The organism is Lentzea sp. NPDC060358, from assembly GCF_042725365.1.
GTDB lineage: Bacteria > Actinomycetota > Actinomycetes > Mycobacteriales > Pseudonocardiaceae > Lentzea.
Window position 1 is genome coordinate 1 of the sequence record NZ_JBHXCW010000224.1, and the last position, 12,318, is coordinate 12,318.

The window sequence follows — 12,318 nt, forward strand, 5'->3', positions numbered from 1 at the left end:
CGGCTCGGGTGCGGCGCCCTTCGGTCGTTCAGGCGTGGGGTGTCAGCGGTCGTCGCGAGCTGGGCGGGAAGTGCGTACACCTCGCTGGCCGTGCGTGTGTTGAGCCGAGCGCACACATCGTGCCGTGAGTCCCGAAGTCGGAACGAGCCTCATGCCGCGTCGTTCGAGACGTGCCGCCACACGGTGCCTTCTCAGCCGAGCGCGCGCATCCGTCCAACGGGTGCGCGCGGGCTCGTGTCAGCGGTCGTCGCGCGGAGGGCGGGGGCGGCGCTGGCCGGAAGGCCGTTCACCGCGGGCGCCGTCCGGACGCGGACGTCGCGCGGGCGCTCCCTCCGGCCGCGGCCGACGCGCCGGCGTGCCCTCGGAACGCTCCGGACGCTCGGAACGCTCCGGGCGGTCCGACGACGGGCGCGGGCGGCGCGGGCGGTCCTCGTCGGCGTCCTCGCGCGGCTTGCGGGCCGGCCGGGCGCGCTCCTTGATCTCCGCCTTGGCCTCGCGGACCTCGTCCTTGCTCGGGCGGTTCGGGTCCTTCTGCAGCACGATCCGCAGGATGCCCAGCGCCACGGTCACGGCGGTCGTCACGGCCATCACCGGGAAGCTGTCGATCAGCGGCTTGCCCAGGCCCAGCGCCATCGCCGACAGGCCGCCCTTGGCCACGCCGCCGGTCATCAGCACCAGCGCGGGGACGGTGGCCGCGAGGATCAGCGGCGGCTGCACCATCGGCGCGAAGAGGCTGCGGCGCTGCACCAGCAGGATGCCCGCCAGGGCACCGAGGAAGAACACCGCGTTGAACGTCCAGCCGACCGTCTTGCTGGAGTTGATGTCGATGAACGCGCCGATGAACGCCGGGACCAGGGCGCACAGGATCGCGGCCCACCAGGGGATGCCCTTGAACTCGCCGAAGATGGCCCGGTAGTTCCACGGAACCGCGTCGTAGTCTTCGACGTCGTCATCGAAGTCCGTAGAACGCTCGCGCAACTCACTCACGCCGCACACGGTAGCCGTTCGGCCAATCGGTGTTCGTGAGTCCGCGCCTTTCTCACCCAGAAGCAACCTCCGGGCACTCTCCGTGCGTTCTAAGCGGACTGTTCGTCAGCCCTTCGGACCAAGGGCAGGGGAGTGGGCGTCGCGGAGGCGTCCGTGAGCGGCTCGACGCTCGCCCGGAAGCCCTCCAGCGCGTCGAGCTCGCGGCGGCGCGCGGACAGGAAGCGCTGCAGGTGCGTCGTGGAGAGGTTGACGGCCTCGATGGCGGAGTCGGCGGCGCGGTTGGCCCGGCCCGCCTGCAGCCGCACCTGTTCCACGTCGTCGGCCAGCGCCCGTTCGGTGACCGCGAACATCGCCGACGACGCGATCACCGCGAAGCCGGTCGGGCCGCACAGGAAGACGCGGCGGTCGAGCAGCCAGCGCAGCAGTTCGGGGTCGGTGTCCAAGGCGGCCACGACGGCGCCGTCGTTGGGAACGAACATGATCGTGCCGTAAATGGCGTCGGCCCAGCGCTGGTAGCCCTTGCCCGCCAGTTCGGCGGCACGCGAACGGATGTTGCGCACGTGCACGCGCAGCGCGTCCCGGCGTTCCTGCGGGTCGTCGGTCTCGACCGCTTCGGCCCAGGTGGCCATGGACATCTTCGAGTCGACCGGCACCTGCCGGCCGCCGCCGACGTTGAGCACCATGTCCGGCCGCACCGCGCCGCCGCCCGCGACGTCGGTCTGCAGCGTGTAGTGCAGGTTCTCGCGCAGGCCGAGGGCGCGCGCCGTCTCGACGAGCACCTGCTCGCCCAGTTCGCCCCGTCCCGAAACGCTGGAGAACGCCACTTCGTAGCGCTGCAGAGCCACCTGCTGCGCGTCGTAGCGCGCGCGTTCGGCTCCGATGGCGGCGAGCGCCTCGTCGGTGCGGCGGACGCCGTCCTGGTAGAGACGCCAGACGAACAGCAAAGCCCCGGCGCTGACGAGCGCCAGGACGATGGAGGCGGTGATGATCACTGCGGTCACGGCACCGATGATGCTCCCCCACGGATGTTGAACTCGATCGGGTGACACGCCGGGAACCCTCCCGGAGTTTTGTCGGACCCCGTCTCTACGGTTGGTGCCATGCGGATCCTGCACACCTCCGACTGGCACGTGGGGCGGACGTTCCACGGCCGGGACCTGCTCGTGGAGCAGGAGTCGGTGCTGAGCGGCCTCGCCGACCTCGTGGCGACCGAGGGGGTCGACGTCGTGGTCGTCTCCGGCGACCTCTACGACCGGGCGGTGCCGTCGGCGGACGCGGTGGCGTTGTGCGCGCGGGTGCTGATGAGGATCCGGGCGGCCGGCGCGACGATCGTGATCACGCCCGGCAACCACGACTCGGCGGCGCGCATCGGGGTGTTCGGCGAGTTCGCGGCGGCGGGCGGGCTGCACCTGTGCACGCGGATCTCGTTGCTGGACAAGCCGGTCGAGCTGGCGGACGAGCACGGGCCGGTCGCGGTCTACGGGATCCCGTTCCTGGAGCCGGAACCGGCGCGGCACGCGCTCGGCGTGGCGGACAAGGGCCACGCGCCCGTGCTGACGGAGGCGATGCGGCGGATTCGCGCCGACCTGGCATCGCGCGAGGCGCGGTCGGTGGTGCTGGCGCACGCGTTCGTCACGGGCGGGGCGCCGTCGGAGTCCGAGCGCACCATCGCGGTGGGCGGCGTGCAGGACGTGTCGATGCACGTGTTCTCCGGCATCGACTACGTGGCGCTGGGGCACCTGCACGGGCCGCAGACGCTCGCGGACAACCTGCGGTACTCGGGCAGCCCGCTGGCGTACTCGTTCTCCGAGGCGCGGCACCGCAAGTCGGTGTGGCTGGTCGAGCTCGACCAGGGCGGGCTCGTCGGCGTCGAACGGCGTGATCTGCCGGTGCCCCGCCACCTCGCGACGGTGACGGGTACGTTGGCCGGCGTGCTGGAGGACCCGGCGCACACGCCGCTGGAAGACCACTTCCTGTCCGTGGTGCTCACGGACCAGGTGCGGCCGATGGACGCGTTGCGGCAGCTGCAGAAGCGGTTCGAGCACGCGGTGCACGTGGAGTGGCGGCCGGAGCAGGGCCCGCGGCACGACATGACCTACGCGGACCGGGTGCGCGGGCGCACCGACGAGGAAGTGGCCTGCTGCTTCGTGTCGGACGCGCGCGGTTCCGAACCGTCCGCGGCGGAGCAGGCGTTGCTGCGCGAGGCGTTCGCATCGGTGGCGAGGGAGCAGGAGCAATGAGACTGCACCGCCTGGAGCTGACGGCGTTCGGGCCGTACCCGAAACCGGAGTCCGTCGACTTCGACGAGCTGGGCGCGGACGGGTTGTTCCTGCTGCACGGCGACACGGGCGCGGGCAAGACGACGCTGCTCGACGCGGTGGCGTTCGCGCTCTTCGGCCGGGTTCCCGGCGCGCGCGGCGACGTGAAGAAGCTGCGCTGCGAGTACGCCGACCCCGAGGTGCCGACGGAGGTGTCGCTGGAGCTGACCGTGCAGTCGCGGCGGTTCCGGATCGTGCGCTCGCCGGAGTTCGACCGGCCGAAGAAGCGCGGCGGCGGGTTCACCACGCAGCCCGCGAAGTGCTCGCTGACGTGGCTCGAGGGCTGGGACGGCGAGGGCATCACGCGCATCGACGACGTGGCGCGCGCCGTCGAGGACATGCTGGGCATGTCGTACGAGCAGTTCTTCCAGGTCGTGCTGCTGCCGCAGGGGGAGTTCGCGAAGTTCCTGCGGTCGGACACGGCCGAGCGCGAGGTGCTGCTGGAGAAGCTCTTCGGCACCGAGCGGTTCCTCGACGTGGAGAAGTGGTTCCGCGACAGGCGGGTCATCGCCGGGCGCGTGCTGGAGGAACGGCGGCAGGGCGCGGCCAAGCTGGTGCACCGCGTCGCCGAGGCCGCCTCCGAGGAGCCGTCCGACGAGCCGGGCTGGCTGGAATCGGTGCTGGAGCGGCTGTCCGCGGCCGTCGCCGAGGCCGAGGCGCTGTCGGAGGAGACCGCGGGCGTGGCCGACGGCGCGGACGCGTTGCTGGCGCAGGCGCGCGTGCAGGCCGACCAGCTGCGCCGCGTGCGGGAGGCGCGCGAGCTGCTGGACCGGGTCGAGGCGGCCGACTCGGCGTCGTGGTTCGCCGAGCGCGACGCGGCCCGCCGGGCCATCCCGGTCGTGCCGGCCCACGGTGAGATCGCGAAGCTCCAGCAGTCCTACGAGTTCGCGTTGCGCGACGAGACCCGTGCCGCGGAAGTGCTGGCGCGCCTGGGGTACGAGGGCACGGAGCTGCGGGAGGACGCCGAGCGCCACCGCGAGGAGGCCGGCGGGCTCGGCGAGCTGGCGGCGGAGGCCGAACGGCAGCAGGCCGACGTGCGCAAGCTGTCGGTGCTGAAGAACTCCTCCCACCAGGTCGAACGCCGGTTGCTGGCGCTGAACGCCGAGCTGGAGGTGCTCCCGGAGCGCCTCGCCCGGTGCCGCGCCCAGCTCGACGCCGCCGTGGAGGCCTCCGGGCGGCTGGAGTCGCTGAAGGTCCGCGCCGACGCGGCCGAGGCGCTGCCGGGCGCCACGCGGGCGCTGGAGCGCACGAAGAACGAGCTGCACCAGGCGATCGACGTGCACCAGAAGGCCAAGGACGTGCTGCAGCAGGTGCGGCACCAGCGCCTGGAGAACATGGCGATCGAGCTGGCGGCGGCGCTGAAGAGCGGCAAGCCCTGCGCGGTCTGCGGTTCCCCGAGCCACCCCGCCCCGGCCCAGCCGATGCTGGGCGGGGTCGACGCGAGCGACGAGGAGGAGGCGGCCCGCGACGAGCAGGCGGCGCTCGAGCGCCGCACCGAGGCCGAGCGGGCCGCGCACGCCGCCGAGCTGCGCATCCAGGCCTGCTGGGAGGCGCTGGGCTCGGCGGAGCCCGCCGTCGCGCTCGCCGAGCACCGCACGGCGCTGGACCTCGCGCGCACCCGGTCGCAGCGCCAGACCGAGTTCGTCGGGCTCGAGGCCAAGACCCGCGACCTGGGCGCCGAGAAGGGCAAGGTCGAGCAGGACCTGGTCGGCCTGCGCACCGAGCACACGTCGCTGGTCGCGGTCGTGGAGGAACGCGCCGCGCGCCTGGACAAGGCCCGCGGCGAGCACGAGGACGTCCTGACCCGCCGCGATCACCTGCTCAAGCTCGCGAAGGCCCTGGTCGACCTGGCCGACCGCCGCACCGCCCGCGACAGCGCGTTGGCCCGCGTGCGGGAGCAGCAGGCCTCGGTCGCCGCGCTGGCCACCGAGGCGGGCTTCCCCGACGTGGCCGCGGCCCTGGCCGCGCACCGCCCGGCGATCAAGCTGGAGGCGCTCGACGACCGCATCGCCCAGTGGGAACGCGCCCGCGCCTCGGCCCTCGCGACGCTGGAGGAGTTGGCCGAGGTCGACCCGGAGGCGGAGGTCGACCTGAACGAGGTCACGGCCCAGGCCTCCGCCGCCCGCACGGCCGCGTCCGCCGCCCAGACGCGCCTGGCCCGCGCCCAGGCGGCCCTGGAGCGCGTCAGCGAGCTGGCGGCCCGGCTGCGCGCCGAGCGCAGGTCGCTGGAGCCGCTCGAAGCCACCTACGCCGAGCTGGACGCGCTGACCGACGTGATCAACGGCCGCGGCCAGAACTCGAAGAAGATGACGCTGCGCTCGTACGTCCTGGCGGCCCGCCTGGAGGAGGTCGCCGTCGCCGCCTCGGCCCGCCTGCACCGCATGAGCCAGGGCCGCTACAGCTTCGTGCACTCGGACACGGCCGGCGCCCGCGGCACCCGCGGCGGCCTGAGCCTCGACGTGCTGGACGACTACTCGGGCCGCTCCCGCCCGGCCAAGACGCTGTCGGGCGGCGAGTCGTTCCTGGCGTCGCTGTCGCTGGCCCTGGGCCTCGCGGACGTGGTGGCCAACGAGACGGGCGGCGCGCTGCTCGACACCCTGTTCGTCGACGAGGGCTTCGGCACCCTCGACTCGGACACGCTGGACATCGTGATGAACACGCTCGACGAGCTGCGGGCGGGCGGCCGCGTGGTCGGGCTGGTGTCGCACGTGGAGGAGCTGCGGCAACGCATCCCGACCCGGTTGCGGGTGCGCAAGGCGCGCACCGGCTCGACGCTGGAGGTGTCGCTGGGCTGACCTCAGACGAGCCCTGGGCAGGTCGCGTCGAGCTGCAGCCGCTTCCGCGCGCCACCGTTCGCGCCTGCGAGGTCCCGGGGCAGGGCTCCGGTCCCGCCATTCCCGACCTGCGGCACGAGGCGACGGGACCAGAGCGGAGATCGTCCCGGTCGGTCAGCGTTCGTGGGCGAGCAGCCAGCGCTTCACGTCGAGGCCCCAGCGGAAGCCGCCCAGGTTGCCGCCGATCCGGATCACCCGGTGGCACGGCACGAACAGCGCCACCGAGTTGCGCGCGCAGGCCGAGGCGGCGGCGCGGATGGCGGCGGGACGGCCGGAGAGCTCCGCGTACTCGCTGTAGGTGACGGGCTCGCCGGCCCGGACCGTGCGCAGGACGTCCCACGCGTGCTGCAGGAACGGGCCGGACCTCTGGCAGACCTCGACGGTGTCGATCGAGGTCAGGTCGCCCTCGTGGTAGGCGACGACGGCCTTGGTGACGTCGCCCAGGTCCTGCCTGGGCGTGAGCTCCGAGGGCATCAGGGACGCGTGGATCTGGGGCGTGAGCAGGGCGATGTCGCCGGTCCAGCCGCTCGCCAGCACCGCTCCGTCCTGCGCGACGATCGCGGTGAACGGCCCCGCGGGGGTCTCCACGGTGGACGTGTGCGCGACGCTCATGATGTTGCTGCCTTCCTCGTCAGGTGTGCTCCCGCGTAGGAGCGCCACGGCCGCCAGTCGGAGCCGCGGGAAGTCATGTCCTGCATCGACCGGGGGAGCACCAGCACGTCCGGTGCGCCCAGCACCCGCATGGCCACCTCGTCGGCCACCGGAGTGCCGGCCAGGCCTGCGAGCTCCTCGGTCAGGTCCTCGATCGAGCGGCCCACGTCGACGACGAGTCTGCCGCTCGCGAGCGCCTCGGTGACGGGGTGGTCCCCGGCCGAGTAGAGGTGGGTCAGGCCGCCGTCCGGGACCCGCATCGGCACGCCCTCGAACGGCGCCACCAGCCGCAGCAGCGTCTCGGCGCCGTCGACGCTGCCCGCGACCCTGATCCCGGGCACCGCGCGGACCAGCGGGCCGATCACCGGGTCGGCGCCGAGGAACGTGTCCACGGCCACCGGGTCGGCGTCGAGGTCCAGCAGCCGCCGCACGCGGGCGACCGCCGCGCCCAGGTCGCGCACGTCGGCGAGGCGCAGCGAGCACAGGACGTGGCCCGCCGGGAACGTCAGCCGGACCGTCGCCTCGCCGTGCGGCAACGACATGGTGCGCGCGTAGGAGTCGTCGGTGACCTCCTCGACACCCGGCAGCGCGTGCGCCCGGAAGTGCGCGAGCAGGCCCGTCGCGTCGAACGGCGGCCGGTAGGGCAGCCGCAGCACGATCCGGCCAGGAGTGCCGACGGGTGCCTTGCCGCGGCCGCGCATCTCCGACGGCGTCGAGGCGAACACCATGCGGATGGTGTCGTTGAACTGCCGCACCGACGCGAACCCGGCGGCGAACGCGATGTCCGCGAACGACAGCTCGGTCGTCTCGATCAGCAACCGCGCCGCGTGCGCGCGGTGGGCGCGGGCCAGCGCGAGCGGTCCGGCGCCCAGTTCCGCGGTCAGCACGCGGGTGAGGTGGCGTTCCGAGTAGCCGAGCTTGGCGGCGAGACCGGAGACGCCGTCGCGTTCGACCGCGCCGTCGCTGATCAGGCGCATCGCCCGGCCCGCGAGGTCCGCCCGCAGGTTCCACTCGGGCGAGCCGGGCGTGGCGTCCGGCAGGCACCGGCGGCAGGCGCGGAACCCGGCGGACTGCGCGGCGGCCGCCGTCAGGAAGAACCGGCTGTTGCGGCGCTTCGGGGTCACCGCGGGGCACGACGGCCGGCAGTAGATGCCGGTCGTGCGCACCGCGTGGACGAAGCACCCGTCGAAGCGGGCGTCCCGTGCGGAGCACACCCGGTACGCGTGTTCTTCGTCGATGACCATGCAGACGATCCTGCCAGCGGCAACGGGTGATGGCTCGCGGGAATCGGACACGACCGTGGCCTGCCGTAGACTCGTCGCTCGTGAGTTTGACCCTCGGTATCGTCGGCCTGCCCAACGTCGGCAAGTCCACCCTGTTCAATGCGCTGACGCGCAACGACGTGCTCGCCGCGAACTACCCGTTCGCGACCATCGAGCCGAACGTGGGCGTCGTGCCGCTGCCGGACGCGCGCCTCACCAAGCTGGCGGAGATCTTCGGCTCCGAGCGCGAGGTGCCCGCCGTCGTGTCGTTCGTCGACATCGCGGGCATCGTGAAGGGCGCGTCGGAGGGCGAGGGCCTCGGCAACAAGTTCCTCGCGAACATCCGCGAGGCGAACGCGATCTGCCAGGTCATCCGCGTCTTCGACGACCCGGACGTCGTGCACGTCGACGGCCGCGTCGACCCGTCGAGCGACATCGAGACGATCAACACCGAGCTGATCCTCGCCGACCTGCAGACCCTCGAGAAGGCCATCCCGCGCATCGAGAAGGAGGCGCGGATGCAGAAGGACCGCCGCGCCGTCCTCGAGAACGCGAAGAAGGCCAAGGACCTCCTCGACTCGGGCCGCACGCTGTTCTCCGCCCAGTCCGAAGTGGACGGCGAGCTGCTGCGCGAGCTGTCGCTGCTCACCACCAAGCCGTTCCTCTACGTCTTCAACGCCGACGAGGGCGTCCTGACCGACGAGGCCCGCGTGAAGGAGCTGCGCGAGCTGGTCGCCCCGGCCGACGCGGTGTTCCTCGACGCCAAGGTCGAGTCGGAGCTGCTCGAGCTCGACGAGGCCGAGGCCCTGGAGCTGCTGGAGTCGATCGGACAGTCCGAGCCGGGCCTGCACGCCCTGGCCCGCGCCGGCTTCCACACCCTCGGCCTGCAGACCTACCTGACCGCGGGCCCGAAGGAGGCGCGCGCCTGGACGATCCCGCAGGGCGCCACCGCCCCGCAGGCCGCCGGCGTGATCCACACGGACTTCGAGAAGGGCTTCATCAAGGCCGAGGTCGTGTCGTTCGACGACCTGGTGGCCTCGGGCTCGAAGGCCGACGCGAAGGCGGCGGGCAAGGTCCGCATGGAGGGCAAGGACTACGTGATGTCGGACGGCGACGTGGTGGAGTTCCGCTTCAACGTCTGACCCCACCGACCTGCGAAAGCCCCTCCGCCCGGAGGGGTTTTCGTCGTTTTCGCCGCCTTTACACTCCTGGCCGTGAGTGCTGAGTACCGCGTGCTGGGGCCGTTGGAAGTGCTGCTCGACGGCAGGCCCGTTCCCGTCCCGGCCGGCCGCGGTCGCGTTCTGCTCGCCGTGTTGCTGTTGCGCGCCAACGAGATCGTGCCTGTCAGCGACCTGGTCGACCGGGTCTGGGACGGTGCGCCTCCGGCCGCGGACCGTGCGCACAAGACGTTGCAAACGGTGGTGCTGAGGCTGCGGCAGGCGCTGGGGGCGGCCAACTGCGTGCGCACCTCGTCGCGCGGCTACTCGGCTGTCGTCGAGCCCGGACAACTCGATCTGACCCGTTTCCGCGCGCTGACCGCACAGGGCGACCACCACGCCGCGCTGGAGCTCTGGCGCGGCCCGGCGCTGGGCAACGTCACGTCGGAGTCGCTGCACCGCGAGGACGTGCCGCGGCTGGCCGGGGAACGGCTCGCCGCGCTGGAGGAGCGCATCGACGCCGACCTGTCCCGATCCACCGACGTGCTGGTGCCCGAACTGCGGTCGCTGGTGGCGACGCACCCGTTGCACGAGACGTTCTGGGCGCAGTTGATGCTCGCCCTGCACGGCTCCGGCCAGCGGGCGGAGGCCCTGAGCGTCTACCAGGACGTCCGCAGGCACCTGCGCAACCAGCTGGGCAGCGCGCCCGGCCGGCGGCTGCGCGACGCGCACGAGCAGGTGCTGCGCGGCGGGGAACCTCCCGTCACCCGTGTCGTGCCCCGGCAGCTTCCGCCCGCCCACCCGCACTTCGTCGGTCGTGAGGAGGAACTGGGGCGCATCGGCGAGACGCTCAGGACCCGGCCGGGCGCGCCCGTGCTGATCTCCGCGATCAACGGCATCGGCGGCGTCGGCAAGACCGTGCTCGCGCTGCAGTGGGCTCACCAGGAGGCGGCCCGGTTCCCGGACGGCCAGCTCTACGTCGACCTGCGCGGGTTCGACAGGAGAGCCGAGCCGCTCGACCCGTTCGTGGCGGCCCGTGAGTTCCTGCTCGCGCTCGGCGTTCCCGCGACCGGGGTTCCCCGCTCCGACGACGAGGTGGTGGCCGCGTACCGGCTGGAGCTGGCCCGGCGCCGGGTGCTGCTCGTCCTCGACAACGCCAGGGACGCCGACCAGGTCCGTCCGCTCCTGCCGGACGGTGCCGGGAACCAGGTGCTCGTCACCAGTCGCCATCGGCTCGACGGACTGGTCCGCGAGGGCGCCCGTCCGCTGGCCCTGGACGTGCTGGACGACGAGGCCGCCGTCGTCCTGCTGACCGAACGCATCGGACGAGCACGGATGGACGCGGAGCCGGATGCCGTCTCGCGTCTGGTCGAGCGCTGTGCCGGGTTGCCGTTGGCACTGGGCATCGTCGCCGCTCGTGCGGCCTGCGGGGACTCGCTCGGGACGCTTGCCGACGAACTGGGGCGGGAACGGCTCGATGCCCTGGACATCGACGACCCCATGACAGGCATCCGAGGGGTCTTCTCGTGGTCGTTGCGCTCGGTCAGCGAAACGGCGGTTCGGGTGCTCGTCCTGCTTGGCCTGCACCCCGGCCCCGACTTCTCGGTCGCGGCGGCCGCCAGCCTCGCCGGTCTGCCCGCGGACGAGGTCGCCCTGGTGCTGGACGAGCTCGTCGGGTGCAGCCTCGTCGGTGCGGCGGCCACGGGCCGGTTCGTGCTCCACGACCTGCTCCGCGACTACCTCCGGGAATGCGTCGCGGAGCTGCCGGAACAGCAGCGCTCCGCGGCGCGGAAGCGGATGCTCGACCACTACGTCCACACGACCTGGGCCGCCTGTGTCCACCAGGAAGGCGGGGTGCGGTGGCCGGATCTGCCCCCACCCGCGACGTCGGCGGTGGTCCAGGCGATCGCGGACATCGAGGCCAGCCACGGGTGGTACGAACCCGAGCACCGGGTGCTGCTGGCCGTCCTCACCGAGTTGGAGGACGCCGGTGCGGACGACGTCCTGTGGACCTTCTCCTACTCGTTGCACCACTACCTCGTGCGCAGTGCGCAGCTCGCCGAGGACGAGAGGGTGCAGCTGCGGGGCCTGGCCGCGGCCCGGCGCCAAGGCAGCGTCTTCGGCCAGTCCCGTCTCAACCGCACCCTGGCAGGCGTCTACATCGGGAAGCAGGACTTCGTGAAAGCGAAGTTCCACCTCGGCGAAGGGCTGCGCTGCGACGAGGAGCTCGGCGACGAGAACGGGGTGTCGAACGTCTCCCGCGGGCTGGCCTACCTGTACGAGCTGCAGGGGAAGTACGAGGACGGACTGGCGGTGTTGCACCGCATCCACCCGACGGCCGTGAACCTGGAGACGAAGTCCGAGAAGGCCTACTACCTCGCGGCCTACGGCAGGGCTCATCACCTGGTGGGCGAGAACGACCGCGCGCTGGAGCTGTGCCTCGAGGCACGGAGCCGGTTCGTGGAGCTCAACCGCCCCGCCGGCGACGCGAACACGTGCATGAACCACGAGACGCTCGCGGACATCTACACAGCTCTCGGCAGGTACGACGAAGCGGTGGAGAGCTATCAGGCGTCGGTGAGCGTGCTGCGCGTCCTCAGGGACGTCCCCACCCTGGCCGACATCCTCGTGCAGCTGTCGAAAGCACAGCTCGCGGCAGGTGACCGCGCTTCGGCGCGGGAGGCGCTCGACGAGGCACTCGCCCTCTACGAGCACCTGGACGCGGGCGGCTCGAAGAGCGAGCAGGTGCGGGAGCTGCTCGCCTCCACCGGCTGACGGCGGAGCCCCGGAAAATCATTGGTGGCCAATGCTTCCAAGTTTTCGGTATCTTCGAGTGGTTGAGGTTTGTACCGACCTTCGTGGGGTACCTCTAGTTCAGGATTCCCCACCTGGAGGTAGGCAATGATCGTCCTCGGTCTGATTCTGCTCGTCGTCGGATGGCTGGCCGGTATCAGCATCCTGACGACGCTGGGCGTGGTGCTCCTGGTGATCGGCGCGATCCTCGCCGTCCTGGGTGCCGTGGGCAAGCCGGTCGGCGGCCGCGCGCACTACTTCTGATCGGCCCGCACCTGCAGCTCTACGCCGAAAGGGGGAGCCTCCACTGTGGAGG

General features: G+C 72.2%; 9 protein-coding genes. 5 read left to right on the plus strand and 4 right to left on the minus strand.

The features are described 5' to 3' along the window. Positions 1–237: 237 nt before the first annotated feature. Together ACFWGZ_RS32975 and ACFWGZ_RS32980 are read right to left on the minus strand one after the other, a co-directional pair. Positions 238–987: a DUF6542 domain-containing protein gene (locus ACFWGZ_RS32975; protein ID WP_382455499.1), complete on the minus strand. Its 750-nt coding sequence runs from the start codon at positions 985–987 to the stop codon at positions 238–240. 89 nt (positions 988–1,076) lie between these two features. Further along, complete coding sequence (locus ACFWGZ_RS32980; protein WP_382455500.1) at positions 1,077–1,988, minus strand: DNA recombination protein RmuC; 912 nt, start codon at positions 1,986–1,988, stop codon at positions 1,077–1,079. 99 nt (positions 1,989–2,087) lie between these two features. Between ACFWGZ_RS32980 and ACFWGZ_RS32985 the strand changes: the two genes are divergently transcribed. Together ACFWGZ_RS32985 and ACFWGZ_RS32990 are read left to right on the plus strand one after the other, a co-directional pair. Further along, on the plus strand, positions 2,088–3,227 hold the full coding sequence (locus tag ACFWGZ_RS32985) for an exonuclease SbcCD subunit D (protein WP_382455501.1): 1,140 nt from the start codon (positions 2,088–2,090) through the stop codon (positions 3,225–3,227). Next, positions 3,224–6,100: an AAA family ATPase gene (locus ACFWGZ_RS32990; protein ID WP_382455502.1), complete on the plus strand. Its 2,877-nt coding sequence runs from the start codon at positions 3,224–3,226 to the stop codon at positions 6,098–6,100. The genes ACFWGZ_RS32985 and ACFWGZ_RS32990 overlap by 4 nt, the downstream gene beginning before the upstream one ends. 153 nt (positions 6,101–6,253) lie before the next feature. Here the strand turns inward: ACFWGZ_RS32990 and ACFWGZ_RS32995 are convergent, their stop codons facing one another. Together ACFWGZ_RS32995 and ACFWGZ_RS33000 are read right to left on the minus strand one after the other, a co-directional pair. After that, positions 6,254–6,751: a methylated-DNA--[protein]-cysteine S-methyltransferase gene (locus ACFWGZ_RS32995; protein WP_382455503.1), complete on the minus strand. Its 498-nt coding sequence runs from the start codon at positions 6,749–6,751 to the stop codon at positions 6,254–6,256. Continuing rightward, positions 6,748–8,034, minus strand: a complete 1,287-nt coding sequence (locus ACFWGZ_RS33000) for a bifunctional transcriptional activator/DNA repair enzyme AdaA (protein ID WP_382455504.1) — start codon at positions 8,032–8,034, stop codon at positions 6,748–6,750. The genes ACFWGZ_RS32995 and ACFWGZ_RS33000 overlap by 4 nt, the downstream gene beginning before the upstream one ends. 80 nt (positions 8,035–8,114) lie before the next feature. Between ACFWGZ_RS33000 and ychF the strand changes: the two genes are divergently transcribed. From ychF to ACFWGZ_RS33015, 3 genes are all read left to right on the plus strand, one after another. Beyond that, positions 8,115–9,194: a redox-regulated ATPase YchF gene (ychF, locus tag ACFWGZ_RS33005; RefSeq protein ID WP_382455505.1), complete on the plus strand. Its 1,080-nt coding sequence runs from the start codon at positions 8,115–8,117 to the stop codon at positions 9,192–9,194. Between the two features lie 72 nt (positions 9,195–9,266). Beyond that, positions 9,267–11,984 (plus strand): BTAD domain-containing putative transcriptional regulator, encoded by a 2,718-nt coding sequence (locus ACFWGZ_RS33010; protein WP_382455506.1) that lies wholly within the window; start codon positions 9,267–9,269, stop codon positions 11,982–11,984. Between the two features lie 126 nt (positions 11,985–12,110). Further along, positions 12,111–12,266, plus strand: a complete 156-nt coding sequence (locus ACFWGZ_RS33015; RefSeq protein WP_089949693.1) for a DUF6131 family protein — start codon at positions 12,111–12,113, stop codon at positions 12,264–12,266. Positions 12,267–12,318: the final 52 nt, after the last annotated feature.